This window comes from Lacticaseibacillus jixiensis, from assembly GCF_042847315.1.
Taxonomy (GTDB): domain Bacteria; phylum Bacillota; class Bacilli; order Lactobacillales; family Lactobacillaceae; genus Lacticaseibacillus; species Lacticaseibacillus jixiensis.
The window spans coordinates 1-21581 of record NZ_BAAFPR010000005.1 but is presented as its reverse complement, the minus strand read 5'-3'; the positions used below and the strand labels follow the sequence as shown (position 1 = coordinate 21581).

Annotated in this window: 22 protein-coding genes; 4 read left to right on the top strand and 18 right to left on the bottom strand. The window is 52.6% G+C overall.

Annotation, left to right across the window (positions count from 1 at the left end):
- Window positions 1–72 precede the first annotated feature (72 nt).
- From ACGG90_RS04300 to ACGG90_RS04275, 6 genes are all read right to left on the bottom strand, one after another.
- Window positions 73–414: a hypothetical protein gene (locus ACGG90_RS04300; RefSeq protein ID WP_390406305.1), complete on the bottom strand. Its 342-nt coding sequence runs from the start codon at window positions 412–414 to the stop codon at window positions 73–75.
- Between the two features lie 96 nt (window positions 415–510).
- A complete protein-coding gene (locus ACGG90_RS04295) occupies window positions 511–741 on the bottom strand; it encodes a cytochrome b5 domain-containing protein (protein ID WP_390406302.1) in 231 nt (76 codons plus the stop codon).
- Window positions 742–808: 67 nt separating this feature from the next.
- Entirely contained in the window at window positions 809–1765 is a 957-nt protein-coding gene (locus tag ACGG90_RS04290) for a ketopantoate reductase family protein (RefSeq protein ID WP_390406299.1), read from the bottom strand.
- A 785-nt stretch (window positions 1766–2550) separates the two neighbouring features.
- The gene (locus ACGG90_RS04285) at window positions 2551–4323 is read right to left on the bottom strand and encodes a heavy metal translocating P-type ATPase (protein WP_390406296.1); all 1773 of its coding nucleotides are present in this window, start codon (window positions 4321–4323) and stop codon (window positions 2551–2553) included.
- 129 nt (window positions 4324–4452) lie between these two features.
- Complete coding sequence (locus tag ACGG90_RS04280) at window positions 4453–4602, bottom strand: hypothetical protein (RefSeq protein WP_390406294.1); 150 nt, start codon at window positions 4600–4602, stop codon at window positions 4453–4455.
- Window positions 4599–5174: a hypothetical protein gene (locus ACGG90_RS04275; protein WP_390406292.1), complete on the bottom strand. Its 576-nt coding sequence runs from the start codon at window positions 5172–5174 to the stop codon at window positions 4599–4601. The genes ACGG90_RS04280 and ACGG90_RS04275 overlap by 4 nt, the downstream gene beginning before the upstream one ends.
- Window positions 5175–5303: 129 nt before the next feature.
- Between ACGG90_RS04275 and ACGG90_RS04270 the strand changes: the two genes are divergently transcribed.
- Window positions 5304–5852 carry a hypothetical protein gene (locus ACGG90_RS04270; RefSeq protein ID WP_390406289.1) on the top strand — a complete coding sequence of 183 codons (549 nt, stop codon included), beginning with the start codon at window positions 5304–5306 and terminating at the stop codon, window positions 5850–5852.
- 140 nt (window positions 5853–5992) lie between these two features.
- On the opposite strand, the gene ACGG90_RS04265 is transcribed toward ACGG90_RS04270, so the two are convergent.
- A complete protein-coding gene (locus ACGG90_RS04265) occupies window positions 5993–6718 on the bottom strand; it encodes a DUF4811 domain-containing protein (protein ID WP_390406287.1) in 726 nt (241 codons plus the stop codon).
- Window positions 6715–8187, bottom strand: a complete 1473-nt coding sequence (locus ACGG90_RS04260; protein ID WP_390406284.1) for an MDR family MFS transporter — start codon at window positions 8185–8187, stop codon at window positions 6715–6717. The genes ACGG90_RS04265 and ACGG90_RS04260 overlap by 4 nt, the downstream gene beginning before the upstream one ends.
- A gap of 151 nt (window positions 8188–8338) precedes the next feature.
- Here ACGG90_RS04260 and ACGG90_RS04255 point away from each other — a divergent pair, with 151 nt between their 5' ends.
- A complete protein-coding gene (locus ACGG90_RS04255) occupies window positions 8339–8761 on the top strand; it encodes a MerR family transcriptional regulator (protein WP_390406626.1) in 423 nt (140 codons plus the stop codon).
- 342 nt (window positions 8762–9103) lie between these two features.
- Here ACGG90_RS04255 and ACGG90_RS04250 read toward each other — a convergent pair whose 3' ends face one another.
- Complete coding sequence (locus ACGG90_RS04250; RefSeq protein WP_390406281.1) at window positions 9104–9682, bottom strand: DUF1801 domain-containing protein; 579 nt, start codon at window positions 9680–9682, stop codon at window positions 9104–9106.
- A gap of 89 nt (window positions 9683–9771) precedes the next feature.
- Here ACGG90_RS04250 and ACGG90_RS04245 point away from each other — a divergent pair, with 89 nt between their 5' ends.
- Together ACGG90_RS04245 and ACGG90_RS04240 are read left to right on the top strand one after the other, a co-directional pair.
- Window positions 9772–10422 (top strand): DUF3658 domain-containing protein, encoded by a 651-nt coding sequence (locus tag ACGG90_RS04245; protein WP_390406278.1) that lies wholly within the window; start codon window positions 9772–9774, stop codon window positions 10420–10422.
- A gap of 1 nt (window position 10423) precedes the next feature.
- The gene (locus ACGG90_RS04240) at window positions 10424–11191 is read left to right on the top strand and encodes a putative ABC transporter permease (RefSeq protein ID WP_390406275.1); all 768 of its coding nucleotides are present in this window, start codon (window positions 10424–10426) and stop codon (window positions 11189–11191) included.
- Between the two features lie 57 nt (window positions 11192–11248).
- On the opposite strand, the gene ACGG90_RS04235 is transcribed toward ACGG90_RS04240, so the two are convergent.
- The 9 genes from ACGG90_RS04235 to ACGG90_RS04195 form a co-directional block, all read right to left on the bottom strand.
- Window positions 11249–12646 (bottom strand): cation:dicarboxylate symporter family transporter, encoded by a 1398-nt coding sequence (locus tag ACGG90_RS04235; protein WP_390406273.1) that lies wholly within the window; start codon window positions 12644–12646, stop codon window positions 11249–11251.
- A 413-nt stretch (window positions 12647–13059) separates the two neighbouring features.
- Window positions 13060–13542 carry a GNAT family N-acetyltransferase gene (locus ACGG90_RS04230; RefSeq protein ID WP_390406271.1) on the bottom strand — a complete coding sequence of 161 codons (483 nt, stop codon included), beginning with the start codon at window positions 13540–13542 and terminating at the stop codon, window positions 13060–13062.
- On the bottom strand, window positions 13542–14450 hold the full coding sequence (locus ACGG90_RS04225; RefSeq protein WP_390406268.1) for a DMT family transporter: 909 nt from the start codon (window positions 14448–14450) through the stop codon (window positions 13542–13544). Before ACGG90_RS04225 ends, ACGG90_RS04230 begins: the two co-directional genes overlap by 1 nt.
- A 538-nt stretch (window positions 14451–14988) precedes the next feature.
- Window positions 14989–15156 carry a hypothetical protein gene (locus ACGG90_RS04220; protein ID WP_390406266.1) on the bottom strand — a complete coding sequence of 56 codons (168 nt, stop codon included), beginning with the start codon at window positions 15154–15156 and terminating at the stop codon, window positions 14989–14991.
- Between the two features lie 1045 nt (window positions 15157–16201).
- Window positions 16202–17161, bottom strand: coding sequence for an ABC transporter ATP-binding protein (locus ACGG90_RS04215; protein ID WP_390406264.1), 960 nt, complete (start codon window positions 17159–17161; stop codon window positions 16202–16204).
- Entirely contained in the window at window positions 17161–18210 is a 1050-nt protein-coding gene (locus ACGG90_RS04210) for an ABC transporter ATP-binding protein (RefSeq protein ID WP_390406262.1), read from the bottom strand. The genes ACGG90_RS04215 and ACGG90_RS04210 overlap by 1 nt, the downstream gene beginning before the upstream one ends.
- Before the next feature lie 16 nt (window positions 18211–18226).
- Window positions 18227–19237: an ABC transporter permease gene (locus ACGG90_RS04205; RefSeq protein ID WP_390406259.1), complete on the bottom strand. Its 1011-nt coding sequence runs from the start codon at window positions 19235–19237 to the stop codon at window positions 18227–18229.
- Window positions 19237–20166, bottom strand: coding sequence for an oligopeptide ABC transporter permease (gene opp3b, locus ACGG90_RS04200; protein ID WP_390406256.1), 930 nt, complete (start codon window positions 20164–20166; stop codon window positions 19237–19239). The genes ACGG90_RS04205 and opp3b overlap by 1 nt, the downstream gene beginning before the upstream one ends.
- Before the next feature lie 397 nt (window positions 20167–20563).
- Entirely contained in the window at window positions 20564–20998 is a 435-nt protein-coding gene (locus ACGG90_RS04195; RefSeq protein WP_390406254.1) for an Hsp20/alpha crystallin family protein, read from the bottom strand.
- Between the last annotated feature and the right edge of the window lie 583 nt (window positions 20999–21581).

The following is a 21581-nucleotide window of genomic DNA, read 5'->3' as shown; positions in this document are numbered from 1 at the left end:
AGTATACCGCAGAATCGCCAAGGCTAGAATGCGCCTGTAAACACAAACCGCGTGTTTACAGGCGCATCCCCATTACCCGCAATGGCAGTCTTCGCTGGCACAATAAGCCGCGTTGCTGGCCACCAGCAAGTAGTCTTGCGTCGAGCCATGCAGGTATAACCCAGCCGAATTGGCGTCTTGCACCAGCCAGCCTTGGCCGCTGGCTGCTTGCAACACATCAGCGACAGGCTGAGGTTTCTGGTCAACCAACCGGCCTTGCGCATCAAACGTCAAGGCAAACGCTTGTTGTTGCGGCATACCAATGCTGGCCATGTCCCAATACTTGCCCCAGTCTTCGGGACTGACGGCTTTAACCACACTTTGCGGCGCCTGCGGCAATTCTGTTAGGCGCTGATCAAGTTTAAACATGTTCATCACCTCTCGCCTCCATTATACACTGGATGCAAGCGCTTAAAGCGACCAAATGGCTCATGCGACCAGGCGCACAAGCCATTATTGGCGAAAATATGTTTAGGCTAATTTACCCACTACCGGCAGCTTGGCCAGCACGGCCTTGCCATGCGGAGAATGGGTAATGGCTTCAGACAAGTCAACACCGGCATGATTGCCGTGATGCTTGCCGCCAGCCCAAGGGCCAACATTGCTCAGATCATACACGACCCCGTCAACGGCTGCATATGCCGGGCGGCCGTCTTGGCCATCGAATTGCTTGAGTTCTTCCAACGTGAATGTCTTATCCATTGTTTGTTGTACCTCCTATGTATGCGTTGCCATAAGCATAGCACACAACTTGGTCGGAAACAATTGATCACTTGGCCATAGATTTCTGCTTCATCATTTCAGCCAGATGGACTTCATGCGTCAAGAATCTGTGGGTCTTGGCATCGTAATTGTACTTCTCGCCTAGCTTGGCAATGTAGCCGTTGATGTAATCGACTTCGGTTGGCCGGCCGTTGCGCATGTCTTGATACATCGACGGATAATGCAGCGGCATGGCGTCGCGAGAAACGTAAATGGTGCTGGCGACTTCTTCTTGACGGGTGTTGATCAATTGGATGCCAGCGCGTTCGCACACGTCATAGGCTTCGTCGATCAACTGGCGGGACATGTCTTCAGACCCAGGATAGGCGGCAAATTCACCCATGGTCAATTCAAACATGGTGCAAATGGTGTTAAGCACCGAGTTGAAAACAACTTTGGACATCAAGGTGCCCATGAAGTTGGTGGTCAACGTCGGATGGAATTGTGCCTTATCCAATTCGTTAAACAACGCATGGGTGAAGTCATCAGGCTTTTCGGTGTAGTTGGCCATGTTCATGGACCCAGCGCCGCGCTTGCCGATGAAGTCGACATCCCCGGCCCCGTTAAGCACTGTCGCCACCAAAGCCGTCCCGGCGATCAGCTTCTCTGGGGCAAAGTACTTGGCGAGTTTTTCTATATGGCCATAGCCGTTCATGCAGGTGAAGGCATATTGGTTAGGTTTGAAGAAGTGGGCGCAACGCTTTAACATATCTGCCAATTGCATCTGCTTCAAGAAGAAAATGAAGCAGTCCGGATCGCCGGTATAGTCTTCTGGCGTCGTCACCGTAATCGGCACCAGATGGCGTCCTTCATGATCCCGCGAAACATATACCCCACCTTGTGCATGAATCGTGTCAAGGTTCTTCTGCCAGCCGTCAACAAAATCCACCTGATTGCCAGCTTCTTGCAACAAGACACCATAGCGCAGGCCCATGGCCCCAGCGCCGATTACCGTAAACTTCATTATATATCCCCCATTCAGTTATATTTGATTTCTAATTTATTCCTAATCGTAATCAAATGCAAGCATATCCAAGAATTTTCCCAAACGCGATTGTTCAACTCGTTTGCAGCTCGGATTATGTCGACTTCGTGGCTGGCCGGACGGGTAAGGGTTGCGGTGCGGCGCGAGACCCTTACCCGACATCGTCTGTATCAGTTCACACTTTGGCAAACCAATGTGCCATAAACTGAAACAAACAAAGCAGAAACCGACAATTATGGGCCGCTGAGGCGAAGGCCGATAACGTCAGTGGTGTCGTTGTTCTTGCCAATAGAGACGGCAAGACAATCGTCCACCTCAATGACACCCTCCACACCTTTGATCAGTATCCGCCTTCAGCGGCATTACCTCTACGATACACGTCGACATCATGCCCCGCCGATGCCAAAGAAATATGCTGTTTGACCTCAGCAGGAGCGTTGAAGCGGAGCATCGTGGGGCAAGCGGCGGTCAGGCCGTGAAACGATCAGTATTGTGAGACAAGCGCACTTTGCTTGGCTCGCAATACTGATCGCGGCAACTTTTGAGATTTGCAAGGCGAGCGCCAGCGAGTGCAAAGCTCAAAAGTTAGGTGGAAAACGCGCGTCGACGTGGAGCGAAGCGGAGCTAGCAGCGCGGTTGGAACCGGCCGCACCGCCTGCACCGCCGCTTGCCCCACGATGCGCAGCTTCAACGGTCCGGGCCCTTGCACATAAAACAGGCCTTCCCCGCGATAACACTGGGAAGGCCTGTTTATGTGCAAAGGATCAATGCCGCGCGCGCAAGGCGTACAAAATCGTGACCGTATCGATTACTTCTTGCAGCAAGGCCCCAATGATCGTCGGGATAAAGCCCACTGCGGCAAACAACATCAACACCGTACAAATCGCAATGCCGATGATCACCGCTTCTTTGGCCACTTTCAGCGTATCATGGCCAATGGTGCGCGCCGTGGCAACTTTCATCAAGTCATCGCGCAAGATCACCACATCAGCAGACTCACTGGCAGCCGTGGCGCCATGTGCCCCCATGGCAATACCCACATCAGCTGCGGCTAAACTTGGCGCATCATTGACGCCGTCGCCGACCATCACTACCGGCCGCTTGGCTTCAGGCAAGTCTTCTAACACCGCCACTTTAGCAGCAGGCAGGCACTCGGCAAAGACATGATCAATGCCCACGTGCTTGGCAATATTTTCGGCATTGGCCACTTGATCACCGGAGATCATCATCGTGTCCGCCACGCCTTGTTCATGCAAACGGGTGATCGTGGCAGCCGCCTCATCCCGCAGCGTATCAGAAAACGTGATCGCACCAGCATATCGATCATCGATCCCCACATAAATCGCCGTTTGACTCAGCGTGGGGCTGCCTGGGATAAAGCGGGCCTGGCCGACTTTGACTGCATGGCCTGCCACTTGTGCCGCCACGCCTTGGCCAACGATTTCTTTCACATCAGTGGCCACTGGCAGCGGGCCTGGCGCATAAGCAACTAATGACCGCGCCAGAATATGGGCGCTTTGCTGCTCGGCTGCTGCGGCAATGCCCACCAGTTCGGCTTCCGTGAGGCCATCAGCCGGCAACACTTGGTCGACTTCCAAGACCCCTTTGGTCAAAGTCCCGGTTTTATCAAAAGCGAAGGTGCGCGCGGCAGCCATTTTCTCAAGCACAGTGCCGGACTTGACGATGATCCCAGCGCGCGACGCCCGGCTCATCCCCGACACCATCGCCACTGGCGCCGCTAAGATCAACGGACAAGGCGACGCCACCACCAGCACTTGAGCGATGCGCGACGGATCTTTGGTCCACCACCAAGCCACCGCGGCGATCACATATGCGACGATTGTGAATGGCAACGCATAACGATCGGCCATCCGCACAAAATGCGCCGGATGATCTGCCGCTTGGGCCACCAATTTCACAATGCTTTGATACTGCGAATCGGCTGCGGTATGCGTCACTGTCAGCGTCAAGGCGCCATCGCCGTTGACACTGCCGGACATCACGGTGTCGCCTACCGTTTTGTCAATGGGCCGCGCTTCACCGGTGAGGCTGGCTTCATCTACCGTGCTGCTGCCAGCGGCCACTTGGGCATCGACTGGCACCAGTTCCCCTGGCCGCACCACGATCGTGTCGCCTGGCACTAGAGCATCAGCGGCCACTTGCTTGGTGTCGCCATTCACCACTTGATGCGCGGTAGTTGGCGTGTTCACCAAGAGCTGCTGCAAGTCGCTGTTGGCTTTGCGCGCGGCAAAAGCTTCCAGCGTTTCGCCGCCTGAAAGCATCAGCAACACGATCAGCGCCGCCCAATACTCACCCACCGCAAGCGTCGCCACCACCGCGGTAATGGCCAACAGATCCACACCAAAATCCCCGCGGCGCAACACCTTGACCATGTCGACGAACATGACCAAGGCGATCAACGCCCCTAACACCGTGATCAGGATTTGCGCCCAGCGCGCTTGATGCAACCCATATTGCAGCAGCAACGCCACAGCACCCACACCCAACACGGCAAACAATTGCTTGTTATGTTTCACGAAACCGCCTCCATCCTTATATCTAGCATAACGGCTTGATCAATGATGCGCAAGCAAAGAAAACCTGGTTTACCGTCGCGACACCAGGAGGCAACAAGGCCTAGCGCCAGCCCGCAAAAGGATTTCGCCTCAATTAATATGGACCACCGAATACCAGCGGTTGGCGTATGGTTCATATGCCTGCCAATTACCGCCGGCCATCAAGAAGCCCAGCATGCTGATCACCATGCCAACGCCAATCAATCCAATGCTGATGCGCAAAAGCGTGTGCTTGTTCATGCCCATACCTCCTGGTGACTGAAGTGTTGGGCGATGCGCCTAAATAGCCAGCGATGCGCAAGCGCTGCATACTTCACCACTTGCCAAGTCAACCAGCCTAACAACAAACCACCGCCAAGCATCATCAAGCCCACGCCAAGTTGACTGACGCCGACAAACAACGCCGCAAAACTCGCCGGCACACTGACCAAGCTGGCCCAAATCCCGCCAAGCGTTAACCCTAACGCCAAACCGCCGCCAGTCAAAGGAATGCACCAAAACGTCACTTCACAAGCTAACCCTAACGCGGCAAGTGCGACAAGCATCGGCCCCCACAACGGTGCGGTGATGATCACCACCAGCCATTGCCAACCTGCAAGCTTGCGCGCTGGCTGCGGCTGCGCATCAACGGCGGCATAAACCAAGTCCCCGACGCTGCCCATGGCGGCCACGGCATCAGCTTCGCTTTGGCCTTGCACCATTAAGTCGTCGAGCATTGCGGCATAATATGTACATAAACGATTCACTTCCCGCGCTGTGACATGGCCGGCCAACCCGGCACGCAGACACGTGAGAAACTCCCTTTTATCCATAAGACCCTCCTTGTAAACGCCTCAAGCTTATCAAGGCGCGAGTCCGCCGTCGTCAGCCAAGAGACTGATTTACCCCGTGGCCTAACGTTGTATGGTAGAATAGATAAATATTAAACACGGAGGCAATCAATGAAACGCCATATCTCGGTTATTCTCGTCGGCTTAAGTATTCTGTTTGCGCTAAGCGCCTGTGGCAAGCGCCAAGACTCCAGCGCCCGCGGCAGCGTCTATGAGGCACGGACTTACACCACCGCTGGCAAGACGCACAAAACCGGCAACACCATTGCCATGACCTTGTCGTTGAGCTCAGACGACAAGACGCAAGGGGTCTTGTCAACCGCCACGCTGAGCCAGCCGCCTTACTATCGCCGCTATGAAACGGTGACGCGCAAGGTTCAAGGCGCCAAGACGACGCTGACAACCACCGGCGAAGTGACCGCGATGAACTTCAGCAAGGCTTCAGACGCCAAGAACGGCATCAATCCGACAACATATTCATACAGCCAAAAAGGCGACAGCAAAGCCGTTGGCACCTTCACCAAAACCGGCGCCGGCTTAGACCTGAAATTAGGCAAAACGGTGTGGCACTTCACCTGCACCGATAAGAAGACCCGCTTCCAACTTCCTTATGGCATCGCCGATCAAGCCAAACAAGCCAAAGTCGACAAACAAAATTAAGCATGTCCCAACTCACAAGAAAAGCTCGCTGTCTGCGCAATCTTACGCGGCTGGCGAGCTTTTCTTGTGCTGCAACAAGCACACCAGCGCACAAAAAAGGCAGCCATCATGGATTCTGATGGCTGCCTTAATTGTCGTCATTATTTGGCCTTAACGGCTTTGATCGCTTGTTGGATCATTTGCTGTTGCAGCTTGGCCTTGGCCGCATTGATCACTTGCTGTTGTTGTGCCGCGGTCATTTGCGGATTCTTGGTTTTCGCGGCGATCACCGCTTGTTGGATCGCTTGTTGCATCTTGGCTTTCTGAGCAGCTGATGGGTTCTTCAAACCCTTAAGCTGCTTGGCCAAAGCTTTGGCTTGTTGGGTCGTCAATTGCACCCAAGTCTTCGGCACAGTGATCGTGTTAGTTTGTTCGATCAGCTTGTGATTGTTCTGATTGCTGAAGAAATCACGGTAGAAATTGCTCTTATACACCCACTGCGTCTTCACCGTCTTAATCGAAGCCGTCTTGCCGGTCGTGGTGGCGACCTTGTTTTGGATCTTGTAGTCGGCCTTGGTATGGGTGGCTTCGCCTTTGGCACTTAACTTGTAGATGTACACTTGATGGTTGCCGGCGGTGCCGACGTTTTGTTTCAATAACATCGGCATTGCCGCATTAGGACTGGCGGAGTAAATCGTCGTCGTCTTCGTCGTCGTGACTTTATGCATGCCAAAGTGACTGTTGTCATTGGCGTTGACCAGGAATAAAGAACCTAACATTACCACGCCAAACACTGCGATCAGCACGCCGCGCAGCCAGCCGGTTTTCATCATAATGAAGCTCAGGTATAACCCAAGCACCCCGATGATCAAAGTTGCGATGATCATTCGCGCACCTCCTTAGCAGTCACATCGGCGGAAGCAACGGCCTTCTTGTTCAGCAAGAAAGTCAAAGCCCAGCCTAAAACAGAGAAGCCAATGGCAAACCAGAATGCCGCATGGTAGCCATCCAAAGTCGCGTTGAAATACAGATGTTGATAATGCAGCGGGTCGCTGGTCAACATGTGCTTAGCCGGCGCCGCGTTGCTGGTGACATTAGACAATACCGAAACCAAGATCGCCGTGGTCATAGAGCTGGCAATTTGGCGCACGGTGTTGTTGACGGCCGTACCATGGCGGATCAAGTTCATCGGCAATGCGTTCATGCCGTTGGTGGTCAATGGCATCATCACCATTGATACCCCAAACATCCGCACCGCATAAATCAAGGTGATGAACAAGCTTGGCGTATCAGCGGTAATGAAGGCAAAAGGCAAGGTGGCAGCGGCTAACAAGAAGAAACCTAACCGGGCCAAGCGCTTGGCGCCGATGCGGTCAAACACGACCCCAGTGATCGGACTCATGACCCCCATCATCAACGCCCCTGGCAGCAGCGTTAAACCAGATTCCAAGGCTGTTTTGCCATGCAGGATCTGCAAGTATAATGGCAAGATCATTTCGACGCCGACCATGGCCATCATGGCAATGGAGCTTAAGATCGTCGAAATCGTGAAGATCTTGCTGGAGAAGACTTTAACTTGGACAAAAGGTTCTTCCAAACGCAACTGGCGCATCACGAACAACGCAATGATCACCAAGCCGACCACGATACTGCCTAAGACCACCGCATCGCCCCAGCCGCGGCTGGAAACTTCAGAGAAGCCATACAGCAACAACCCGAAGCCAAAGCTTGATTCGATCAAAGACAACACGTCAAGCTTCGGATCAGAAGTCGGCAAGACGTCTTTCACAAAGAACAAAGACAAAATCAAGACAACGACAACCACTGGCAGCAACATGCCAAACAAGGTCCGCCAGCCGGCGTTATCGATCACCCACCCAGACAAGGTCGGACCGATCGCCGGGGCTACACCGACGGCTAAGCCGGTCAAACCCATGGCCGTGCCGCGTTTAGCCGGCGGGAACAGGTTCAACATGATGTTTTGCAGCAATGGCATCGTGATACCGACGCCTAACGCTTGGATCAAGCGCCCGATCAACAGCATCGGGAAGTTGCCGGCGATGTACGCCACCAAAGTCCCGATCCCAAAAATCGACATCGCCCCGATGTACAACCATTTCGTCGAGATCTTCGCCGACAAATAAGCCGACACTGGGATCATGATCCCGTTGACCATCATGAAGCCGGTGGTCAACCACTGCACCGTCCCAGTGGAAATATCGAAGGCCTTCATTAACGTCGGGAAAGCCGTGGTGAGAATCGTTTGGTTCAATACAGTAATGAAGACGCCGACGATCAGCGTCACAACCATCATTGGTACATTGATGGCTTTACCATGTCGATCTTGTACTGGCATAGTTACCGCCCCTTTTGTAAGTATATTTCGTAATCTCTTTATCACATAATGTGATATTGACAAAACGTTATGTTACACTTACATTAGTAATAAGTCAATGTGTTTTCTGAAATAATGACGAGTTGTCATAAATAGGGGGAAGAAGTTGGAAATGGATTTTGTCAAAAGGCTCAAAGAAATCAATCTGTCGGTCGGCATCGGGGAAGCCAGCCACATCACAGGCGCCAGTTTAACGCAGATCCGCTACTGGGAGAAGAAGGCGCTGATCAAGTCTTTCCAACGTGAAGCCGGCGGTAACAAACGCTTCACCTTTCCTAATCTCGCCAAGATCGTCTTGATCAAATCGTTGATCGATGAAGGCTACACCTTGGCCAAAGCCGCCGAACTGCTGGCCGCTCACCGCCACCAAGCCGACCGGGTCAAAGTGATCGCCAACGCCTTAGTCGAAGTCGAAGATGGCCCGGAGGAATCAATTTTTCACTTCGGCCAAATCGCCAATGACCCGAATTACGATATCATCGCCCGTGTCACAGATTCGAAAACCACCTTCTGCAAGGTCAAGCACGAAGGCTAAGCGGGGCCCGGACTGAGGGAGCGTTGCGGCGGAGGCCGGCGTTCAGTCAGGCTGTGCGGCCGGCTTCAGCCGCTTCGCGTCTTGCGCCTAAGAATTTAGCCATGCGCTCGCTTTGCTCGCCTGCATGTCTAAATTCTTGCCGCGATCAGCGAAGCAAGCCAAGCACAACCCGCTTGTCTCACTACGCTGATCGTTTCACGGCCTGACTGAACGCCGCCCCCCTTTGCAACGCTCCCTCCGTCCTAGTTATTGGAAAAACGCACAGTTTATTGGCAACTATCCGGGATAATACAAAGACCTTGCCTCACCGAAGTTGGTGACGCAAGGTCTTTTGAATTGGCTTTACTGCTGCTTGCCATGCCAAGGCATCTTCATATAGACATCCCCAACGGCTAATTCGTTAAGCATTTGGGCCAAGCGCTTGGTTTGCGTGGCTTCGCGCTTGGCGCTGGTGATCCAGTTGATGTAATCGGTGCGCTGATACTGCGGGCGTGCGGCAAACATCACCTCAAGCCCCGCTGCTTGCAAGGCTTCTGCGATGCTCGGCGGCACTGTTGGCGGTTCACGTTTGCGCGGTTTGGTGACAACATCTGCGTGAGCTAACCGGTACTGCGCGATTTCAATGATCAAAGCTTGCGGCAGCGGCTTGGTATATGGAAACTGAATGGCGCCTTTAGACGTCTTGTACTCACCCAACTGCGCCGCAAAGGCTTGGATCGGCGCGGCAGTCGGATACAAACCAATATGCTTGGCATTGGCGGCAAAATACACCAGCACGCGGCCTTGCCAAAAAGCCGGCATGCCGTAGCTCAGCCGCTCTTGGGCGTCTGGCAAAGCGCGGTGCAAAATCGTGTACATTTCATTTAACGCGCCTTGTTGGGCGCTGGGCTGCTGGCTGATGTAATCGCTGATCACTGACATCTCAGACCTCCAAGTGTTTAGGCTTATTATAATACGCAACTGACCGCTGGCATGGTAAACTTTAGGCATCTTTAATGCGGAGGAACATCATGGAGATCACATTTTCTCAGACTTATGCTAAAGTCTTGCAGCAAGCCGGTTTGCCAAGCAACTATTTGCCGCTGCACGGCCAATTTCCTCAAACCTACGACAACCAGCGCCAAGCTGCCTTGCAGACCTTGCGCCAGCTTGCCCAAAGAGGCACGCCGCTGCGGCTTTGGTGGACCGATACGGCAGACGATTTATGCGGCTTCTTGTTAAGCTGCGCCGAGCTGGCGGATGCACCAAGTCCGCTGCGCCAAGTCCATGTGCCGCTGCGCTTGCCGAATTGGCGCGGGCAAGCCAGCTTGTTGATCAGCGGCGGATTGGCGGCCTTCAGTCGTGAAGATGTCTCAGCCTTGCTGCAATTTGAAACCCCGTTGTCTAACGCCATGGCGCAAGCTTATAGCTATGAAGCCCGTGACTTGCCTCAAACCCCATTGCGCGTGGTCATCAACGGGCAGATCGTCGGCATGCCGGCTGATTTCTATGATTGCTTCTTGCTGGATGCACCGCTGGCGACAGCGGCGCAGCGGATCGCAACGGCCATCGGTTATGATTTGGGGATCGACGAGACTTGGTATACGCAGCGCATCGACGCCTTGATCGCCGCGCACACCTTGATGCCGCTGCCTGATGGTCGCTTGAGAAAGGAAGTCTGAAATGCCTTTTGAACATCAATTCACCTTGTGGCTGCTGTATTTCTTTGCTTACGGCTTCGTTGGCTGGCTGTGGGAATCCGGCTATGTGAGCTTTCAGAAGAAGAAATGGGTCAACTCCGGTTTCTTAAACGGCCCGATCATCCCCGTGTATGGCTTCTCCATGGTCACGGTGCTGGCGGTGATCGCCCCTTGGAAAAACAACCTGCTGATCTTGTATCTGGCCAGTGCCGTGGTGATCACTATCATCGAATACCTCACCAGCTGGTTGATGGAGTTGCTGTTTCACGCGCGGTGGTGGGATTATTCCAAGGTGCCATTGAATCTTAACGGCCGCGTGGCTTTGCCGATTTCGGCCTTTTGGGGCCTAGGCGTGGTGGTGATTGTCAAGTTCATCCACCCTTTCGTGGCCCGCGGGGTGAATTGGCTGGACGGCCATTATGGCATTTATGCGGCAATCATCATGCTGGCGGCAGCGATGTTTGACTTTGGCTTCACCTTAGCCAACGCCTTGGCTTTTGGCGCGGCGACCAAGCGCATCGATGCGGCCATCGACGCCAAGAAACAAGAACTCAAGACCCATTTGGACACGCAATTGGATTGGCTGGAAAGCTATCGGCAAGATGCCGCAGCTCGCGCCCGCCTGCCGCGCTTGTCGGCAGTGCAGCGGCGCTTGCTAAAGAGCTTCCCGAATCTGCGGCTTAACGACACCACCGCTTCAGCTAAAGATATCGAGAAGTTGATGACGCTGTTGAAGAATAAGCGCAAATGAACCAAAAGCCCCTCGCTTGCAACGACAAATCGTGCAAGCGGGGGACTTTTGAATAGGCTATAAGTTGTTAGCAACCAGCTTGTGGTCGTCGTTCAAAGTCGCCTCATCAAGCGTATTGGTGGCCTTGGCGGTGATCAAGCCAGCCAAGATCGAATCGTTGACGTTGACTAAAGTCCGCGCCATGTCGACGATCGGGTCGATGGCGATGATCACAGCCATGATGGCAACAGGCAGGTTCAAGGTGCCTAACACCATCAACGTGGAGAACGTCGCGCCACCGCCGACGCCGGCAGAACCGAACGAGGCCAAAGTGACCACGGCGATCAGCGTCAGAATGTATTGCGCGGAGAAAACGTTAACGCCAACCGTTGGCGCAATGATCGTGGCGATCATGGCTGGATAAACGCCGGCACAGCCGTTCTGACCGATAGTCAAGCCAAAGCTGCCGGCAAAGTTGGCGATTGCTGTGCTGATACCTAAGGATTCCGTTTGGATCTGCAAGTTCAGCGGTAACGTCCCGGCACTGGTGCGAGACGTGAAGGCAAAGATCAAAGCCGGCCATACCTTCTTGTAGTAGCGAATCGGGTTAACATGGTTGGCTAACAAGAGCACGGTGTGTACCAACAAAACGGCGATCAGCGCGACATAAGCGGCGATGATGAACACACCTAGTTGGGCGATGGACTGCAAAGAATCAGTAGCCGCCGCCTTGGTGATCAAAGCGAAGATCCCATAAGGCGTTAAGGACAAGACTAACTTGATGATGCCATGGACCAAGCGATCCAAGACATTGATGCCTTTGGCGACTTGCTTGGCAATTTCCGGTTCCGTTTTGCGCAAGCCCAGATAAGCGATACCAGTCACTGCCGAGAAGATCACCACGGCGATGGTGGAAGTGGCGCGAGTCCCAGCTAAGTCAGCGAAGATATTCGTCGGGAAGAAGCTGATGATTTGTTGCGGCAAGGTCACGCCTTTGATTACGGATTGATGCTGCTTGATGGCCGCCAAGTTTGCCGCATCGGCGCTGGCGCCTTTGACAAAATCAGCCCCTTGCAAGTGGAACAAGAAGACGCTTAAGACCCCCAGCAAGGCAGCAACAGCAGTGGTCAGCAGCAAGGTGGCCAAGACAGTGACGCCAATTTTGCGCAAGTTGGCCACATCACTTAAGCGGGTGAAGGCGCCGATCAAAGACACCGCCACCAGCGGCGTGATCAAAGCTTGCAGCAAAGCGACATAACCGGAGCCGACAATGTTTAACCAGTTGATCGTGCCGGTGGTGACTGCCGACGTGTTGCCAAATAATAGCTGAATGGCGAGGCCGAAGATGACCCCGATCACCAATGAACCAAAGACCAACTTGGTGAAGCTGTAACCTTTGCGGTGTAAGTAAGCAATGCCTGCCAGAATCAGTACCGCGACGACTAAGATCAAGACGATCGTAAGATTAGTTTGCATAATGAATAATTTCCTTTCGTTGTGAGATGCTCAACATCAACGCAACGAACACATTCGCTTGGCCTGCATACGCAGCCCTCCTTTCTTGATGTCGTGGGATGTTCGATCCAATGTCTCAAGTCCAGTAACGCCTAAATCAAAAAGCGCCCCTTCCGCCAGCAAATACTGGAGAAAGGGACGCTTGTGCGTGTTACCACCCTAATTCGCGTCTAAAAGACGCCTCAACGGTTCCCAGAATCGGAAACCCGGCAAAATATCGCTTGCCCACGGTTTGCAAGCGTGAACTTGCAAACGGCTCAGAGCTCATCTTCACGCGTTAGTTCGTCAGGCCTCACACCAACTAGCCATTCTCTGGAAACAAACGCTCGCGCTACTCTTCTCTTCAACACCGGATCATTTAGTTGTTGGCGTCATTATGCCTTGCCTGCTCGCGCTTGGTCAAGCACAGGATGATAGTATTTCTTTATCATATCGACGTGAGGAATGCCATCTTCTAAATAAGTTTCCGACACCGGCACGAACCCGAAGCCGCTGTAGAAGGCCCGCAGATAATCTTGAGCTTGGATCAACACGGCTTGGCCGGGATATAAACGTTCTATCTCGTCAAGTGTGGTCCGGACCAATAGTCGGCCTAAATGTTGGTGTCGCGCTTTTCTGACCACCAGCACCCGTCCAAAGGAAATGTGTTGCCCATCGTCATGCATAATGATGCGCGCATAAGCCACTAATTGGCCTTGTTGGCGCAAGATCACGTGCCGTGCGGTGGCGTCTTTGTGGTCCACTTCTTGATAAGCGCAAGTTTGTTCAACGACAAACACCGCCACGCGCGCCGCCATGACCTCCAGCAATTCCCCTGGAGTCAATTCATTCGTTTCTTTGATTTGAATCTCTACCATCATGTTTCCTTTCGACTTGACTTGCGAAACAGCCATAACCGGCGCAACCCCACTTGCATGATCAACAGCGCCAACACGATCAACGACCCGCCGATCAGCAGATCCCAAGTGAACGGCTCAAAGCCCAGCGCCACTGAGAAAATGCTGCCAAACATTGACTCGGTCATTAAGATCAGCCCCGCCGGTGTCGGATCGGTGTGGCGCTGACCCACCAGTTGCAAAGTCTGAGCGCCAAAAGACGACACGATGCCTAAGATGATCACCGGCCACAAGCCTTGCAGCCAATCCACTTGCGCATAAGTGCCGCGTTCAAACAACAGCGACCACGCCAAGCCGAAGCCGCCTTGCGTCACGCCCAGCATGAACGCGATGATCCACGGACTTGATTCTGTGGCCGACATGCCGAAATACACGATTTGCAGCGCATAGAAGAACGCCGAAGCAATTGTTAACAAGTCGCCGATGTGCAGCTGCACCCCATGGCCGAACACACCAGTCAGAAACGCCATCCCGATCATGCATACAATAATGGCCAAATAACTCTTCGGCTCCGGGCGCTGATGGAAGAATATCCATACGATAAACGGGATCAGCACCACATAAATCGCGGTGAGAAACGCGTTATTAGCCGGTGTGGTGTACATCAAGCCAATGGTTTGCAGCTGATAGCCTAAGAAGTTGATCCCGCCGGCAATTAAGCCGATCTTCAAATCTTTCTTGGTCATGGCATTGATGGTCTTGTGAAAGAACGCATAAGCCAACGCCGCATAGATCAGCCCCCGAATGGCGTTGATCAACCCTGCATGCATCCCGGCGTTGGTCGCCTGCTTGGAGAAAATATACCCTGCCCCCCAGATCACAGCCGCCAAGCCCAACATTAAATTCGCCTTTGTCTTGGTGATTCGCATCAATTCTCCCCCTTATGCTCCGCAACCACTGTAACATAAGATGCCACAAGCTGGCTACCGGTGCCAATTCGCCTTTTCCACGAAAAAAAGGGCCGCCAGCGGCGACCCACTCCCAAGCCTAACTTATACACAAATAATTGTGCTCCCCAAGATAGATTGTGTTAAACTAACTAGGTAAATGTCTCCCAAGCCATTTACACCCATATATGCACAGGATTACTCCCAAGGTCCTGTGTTTTTTTGTGCCCAAAAGCCAACTGCACCCGCGTTAGGCTGCGCAGCTCGCCGATCCCAAAGTCATCAAAAACCTTACTTAACGATAAAAAAAGGCCCGCACAACAGCAGGCTAAGCCTCTGCGTACGGGTCGTCCCAGATTCCCAAGCAATCCAGGTGAGCAGGTTTATTTGATTTCTAAGTTGTATATAAGTATAGACCGCTCAACCCACCAATACAAGAGAATTGATAATTCTTTTCGTGGTATTTACACTTATCGACTCGACTAATCAATGGAATAATGAATATTGGCGCTAATCTTTATCAGTCAGCAGTCAAGGTGGCGGTGTGGTCACCGTGATTGTTGTAAATGACCGTTTTGCCGACTGGCTGTTCAGCTGTGGCGTGCAAATTTTGTGTCAAGAAACCAGCAACAATCACTAACCCGATAATTATTGTGACGCATAGCGTAACGCGCTTAGTCAATTTCATCAAGTATCCTCCTAGCGTGGGTCAGACAACAAACTAATCATAGCATACTATATTGATTAAATGCCACGTTTAAAGCCATTTAAAACACCATTATCATATTATTAAGGCTCATTTTATAAGTGTTAATAATATTATTGTGTCTTGCGTTAAACCCGTCTCAGCAAGATTTACGCATCCTGCTGAGGCTTTTGCGTCTGCAAAAAACGAGCACCTCGCTGAGATACCCGTCGTCTGTTCGTAACGATGAATCAATATGTACGATTATTGCGATCGGGACATAATCGCACTGCCAACGGCTTTATACTGCTGAATCATGCCCTTCTAGCGACAAAAAAATAGACCAGGATCACTCCTGGCCCACTCCATGGTCAATGGGACGCGCCCAGCAACCGGCAGCGCTGGGCGCTGAATACCGACCATATTTGGTCGCTGTCGGTGATGATTGGTTAATGTAAAGCCCTGCAGCTCGATGCGAATTTCGAAGGATCGGTGAAGCGCAGGCGCGCGGGGCAAACGTCGATCAGGCCGTGAAACGATCAGCGTCACAAGCCTTGCGGTCTTTGCATGGCTTGCGACGCTGATCGCGGCAAGAATCGAGACGGGCTAGTGAGCAAAGCGAGCGCCTGGCTCGATTCTTAGGCGTAAAACACGCGTACTTTGCGTGGTTGGAGCCGGCCGCACAGCCTGCACTGACGCTTGCCCCGCGCGCCGGATTCACCAATCCGGTGCCTTAAAACCTAAGTCCACGCTTCATACGCTGTGGGCTTCGTCGAGCTGCGCAGCCCAACGCGATCGCGTATAAGTCGTGACGCCGCCAAGGCAAAGTACGCCTTTGCGTCATCCCGCCTTATACACATCGCTAAGTACGGGCTGCTCCGCTCTGGGTCTTTTCGTCGAGCTGCGTGGCGCAACGCGGGTGCGGTTTTTCGTCGAGCTCCGCAAAGCAACGCGGCGTGATATAAGTCGTGGCGCCGCCAAGGCAAAGTACGCCTTTGCGTCATCCCGCCTTATATCCACCGCTAAATACGCTTTGCTCCGCTCTGGTTTAATCGTTCTGGTGTTCTCTTTGGGCGGCTTGTTGATAGCCTGGGACTTCATCTTCTGTGGCGAAAACAAAGTGTCCCGGGTAAACCTCAACCATTTTGCGCGGCCGCTCGTCTTCGACTTTAGAAGCATCATAAGGGATCGGCACACGTTTGCGTTCGGTATCAGGATCCGGTTCTGGGATCGCTGACAACAAGCTCTTGGTGTAGGGATGCAGCGGATGGTTGTACACTTCATCAGAACTGGCCAACTCAACCAAGCGGCCATAGTGCATAACCGCGATGCGATCAGAGATGTACTTCACCATCGACAAGTCATGGGCGATGAACAGATATGTCAAACCTTGCTTGTCTTGGATGTCTTTAAGCAAGTTGACCACTTGCGCTTGGATCGACACATCAAGGGCTGAAATCGGTTCGTCGGCGATGATGAACTTCGGCTCAACAGCCAGCGCACGGGCGATGCCGATCCGCTGGCGCTGACCACCGGAGAATTCATGCGGATAACGCGTGGAGTGATCAGCGTTCAAGCCGACTTCTTCCAACAATTCTGCCACTCGCGCATCGCGTTCGGCATCATTCTTGACCAAATGGTGAATATCTAAACCTTCGGCGATGATGTCTTTGACCTTCATCCGCGGATTGAGGCTCGCGTAGGGATCTTGGAAGATCATTTGCGTCTGACGACGGAATTCCAACATTTCCTTGGAGCCGTTCTTGAGCTTGGCAATATCCTTGCCTTCAAACCAGATCTCACCGCTGGTTGGGTCATATAAGCGAATGATTGCCCGGCCTGTGGTCGTTTTACCAGAACCAGACTCACCAACCAAGCCCAAGGTTTCGCCTTCGTAAATATCGAAGTTGACGTCTTGAATGGCGCGCACTTCATTCTTTTTGCCTGCGTTGAAGGTCTGGACCAAATCTTTGACCTTCACCAGGACTTTCTTCTTCTCGTCAGCCATTAGTCCGCCTCCTTGCTTGGGTGTTTGTCAGCCCAGATCTGCCAGCGGCGCCGGATCTCTGCTGGCGGCTCAACTTTAGGCGCATCTGGATGCAACAACCAAGTTGCCGCGGCATGCGTCGGCGACACTGAGAAGAATGGCGGTTCTTGTTCGGTGTCGATTTGCAAGGCAAAAGGATTCCGCGGTGCAAACGCGTCACCCTTAGGCGGATCCAGCAAGTCCGGCGGTGTGCCGGGAATCGCAAACAAGCGGTCGCGCTTGGTTTCAAGCGTCGGCATCGCTTCCAGCAAGCCCCAGGTGTACGGATGCTGCGGGTTGTAGAACACCTCATCCACATCCCCGTATTCGATGATCTTACCGGCATACATGACTTCGACGCGATCAGCGATCCCGGCCACGACCCCAAGGTCATGCGTGATGAAAATGATCGCCGTATCGATTTTGGTTTGGATGTCTTTCAACAAATGAATGATCTGCGCTTGAATGGTCACATCCAAGGCAGTGGTTGGTTCATCGGCGATCAAGATCTTCGGGTGGTTGATGATCGCAATGGCAATGACGATCCGCTGGCGTTGGCCGCCGGAGAATTGATGCGGATAGTCCTTCAACCGATTGCCGGCATCATGGATCCCGACTAATTCCAAAACGCGCACCGCTTCGGTCATCGCGTCTTTCTTGGAAATATCATTGTGCAGCAGCAATGGTTCAGCCACTTGCTTACCAATGGTCATGGTCGGATCCAGACTCGTCATCGGGTCTTGGAAGATCATGGCGACATCATTGCCGCGCATGTCGTTCATTTCTTTTTCAGTTTTCTTGAGGATATCGTTGCCTTCCAGCAGCACTTGGCCGCTGGTGATATGCGCGTTATTGGCCAATAAGCCCATCACCGTGCGCATCGTCACCGATTTACCAGAGCCTGATTCCCCAACGATCGCCAAAGTCTCACCTTTGTCCAAGTGAAAATCCACATGGCGAATGGCGTGAACAGGGCCGGCGAAGGTGGTGAAATCGATGGCTAAGTCTTTCACATCTAAGATTCTATCCATATTCTCTGCCCCTTTCCTAATGAGAGCTCTTCGGATCGAAGGCATCGCGCAAGCCGTCAGCCAATAAGTTGAAGGCCAGCATCAACACGACGATAACGATCGCCGGATAAATCAGCAAGTAAGGCTGCGTCTGCAAGGCTTTCTGCCCATCGTTCAACAACGTCCCCAGACTGGCTGTCGGCGCTGGCAGCCCAATACCGATATAAGACAGGAACGCTTCAAAGAAGATGGCAGTTGGGATCGTGAACATGGTTTGAATGATGATCGTTGAACTCAAGTTAGGCACCAAATGCTTGAAGGCGATCTTAATGCTTGATTCGCCAAGCGTCCGCGCCGCCAGCACGAATTCTTGATCTTTAAGCTGCAAGGTTTGCGCCCGGATCAAACGGGCCATGGTGATCCAACTGGTGATGGCAATAGCCACGATGATCGACGTCATCCCTGGCTTGAACACCAACAGCATCAAGATCACGACCACCAAGTTCGGCACAGAGGAAATGATTTCGATGATACGCTGCATGATCGTATCCGTCATGCCGCCTTTCCACCCGGAGATGATGCCATAGCCAACGCCGATGACCAAGTCAAAGAACGTGGCAACCACAGCGATTTCCAAGGAGATCCGGGTGCCGACAAAAATCCGGCTCAGCAAGTCACGGCCGAGATAATCCGTCCCTAACAAGAAGTAGGTCCCATTCGGCACGTGGTTTTGCGCGTAATAATCGACGCCGCCCATTTTGCCATTGAAGAATGGAATGTTCAAATTGCCCCACTTCGGCGGCAAATACGTGTAATTCAAGTTCTGGGTATCTGGGTTATGCGGTGAGATGAAAATCGTGATGATCGAAACCGCAAAGATCACGACCAAGATCCAGAATGAAATCACCGCAGCTTTATTCTGCTTCAAACGCCGGATCGCATCTTGAGAGAACGTCAAAGCCGGCGTGGCAATGCGCTCTTTGTCTGCTGAGGCGACTTTGGCGGGCTTGAATGCATCTGGTGAAAGTTTGATTTTAGCGTCTGCCATTAGTTTGCCTCCCCACTGAGTCGAATGCGCGGATCAATGAATCCGTACAAGATATCAACGATCAAGATCACAACCGTCAACATGAAGCAATACATCACGGTGAGGCCCATGATCACTGGGTAATCGTTGGTGGTGATGGACTTAACAAACTGTTCACCAATACCTGGGATCGCGAAGATGTTCTCCACAACCATGGAGCCAACCATCAAGTCGACCGCCATTGGCCCGATGATGGTGATGATCGGGATCATGGAATTACGCAAGGCATGGCGCGCCACGACTTGCCACTTTGAATCGCCTTTGGAGCGGGCCAATTCAATATAATCAGAACTGAGCACATCAACCATTTCCGTCCGCATAAAGCGCGCGGTGTTAGCCAATGGTGCCATTGCCAAAGCCAGCGTCGGTAAGACGGAACTGGAGAAGCCGTCTTCCCATAAGGCCACTGGCAACAAGCCCATCTTGAAGCCGATGACGAACTGCAGCAAAGCCGCAAACACGAAGTTAGGGATCGAACGGCCGATGATGGCAAAGATCGTCGCTACAGAATCGACCCAAGAGTTCTTGCGGATCGCCGCAACGGCGCCCAGCAAGATCCCCAGCAAGGTCCCAACGACCATCGCTTGGACCCCTAATTGCAATGACGGGCCAACTCGGCTGGAAATCAAGTAAGAAACCGTCTGGCCGGTAAACTGATATGACGTCCCGAAGTCGCCATGAGCGGCGCCGAGAATGTATGAAAGGTATTGTTGCCAAACCGGCTTGTCGAGGCCATATTGCGCCTTCAACTGGGCGATTTGGTCAGCAGGGATCTTTGGGTTGTTGAACGGCGTCCCTGGCAGCATCTTCATCAGGAAGAACGTGATGGAAGCCACAAGGAATAACGTCAAGATCAAGAACCCGATCCGCTTTAAGACATATTTGACCATGGAAAGAACTCCTATCTATCGCGAAATGCAAAACGGTGCCGTCACCATCACTGACGACGAACACCGTTTTGTGGTTCTAAAGTTGGTGCGCCGGTAGCCGTCACGACCCCACAATGGCCGCAACAACTTAATATTGTTACTTTACATTAAAAACGCATTAAAGTAAATAGCCGAGCAGGCTTTTAGAACCAAAATCCCATCACGCCACTGCCATATATGCGAAATCCGTGAAAGCGTACCAAGTCTTGTCGCCGCGCCGTCAACGCCTGTTGCAGGGTTTCTCATAAATAACATTTCATCATGAGGAATGCTCTTAACGACGCAAAAAACAAGCGCCTTCGCGCCGCGGTAGTTGTACCGCGAGGCAAAGACGCTTGTTTTCAAGACTTATACAAAATCACTCAATCGTAATCTGATGCGGGCTTTGTTGCGTTTCCGTCAGCTTCGGCAATGTGATGGTCAACACGCCGTCGTTATAAGCGGCCTTGATCTTCTTGTCATCAACATTCGGCAACCGATAGCTGCGGCTCATGGCACCGTAACTGCGCTCGCTCATCAAGGTGTTGCCGTCTTTATCTTGATGATCATTGAAGCTGCTCTTCTTGGCGCTGATGCTCAAGATGTTATCTTGGTAGTTCAGCTTGATGTCTTCCTTATCGATCCCAGGCATGTCTACCTTGGCCACATAATCTGTATCCGTCTCGGTGATGTCGGTCTTCAACGCTTCAGATTGCGCTTGTGTCGGCATGAAGCTGCCGAAGAAGTGCCGCCCTAAGTTATCAAAGAATGGATCATCCAACCAGTCATTACGACGCATCATTTCATTAGCCATAAAACAGACTTCCTTTCTTTATTCGCGGTTCTCAACCGCTCCTTGTTTACATAATAATAGTACCGCCTCTTAGCACTCGTGTCAAGAGAGTGCTAAAACTTTTTTTACCAGAGCGGAGCAGCCCGCACTTAGCGGTGGATATAAGATGGGATGACGCAAAGGCGCTCTTTGCCTTGGCGGCGTCACAGCTTATATCACGCCGCGTTGGGCTGTGCAGCTCGACGAAGACCCAAAGCGGAGCAGCCCGTACTTAGCGGGTCAGTTAGCCTAGCTATCGTGCTTGGGGCGCACTTTGCCCCGAGTTCGATAGCGTAGCTAACTGCATCCGTGTTGGGTTGTGCAGCCCGACGAAGACCACAGTCGTAAAGGGCCGGACAGGGGCGGCTGCGCGCCGTGGGGAAAGCGTCGGCGCAGGCGGTGCGGCCGGCTTCAACCACGCAAAGTACGCGTGTTTTCCGCCTGTTATGAAGTGACCTTTGTCAAGCCACAATTTCGTCTTTATCAATGACATCAAGAAGCTTCAGAATCGAGTCCATCGACGATTAGCCACTCTGTTATCCGTGGATTGGTTACCACTAAGTTA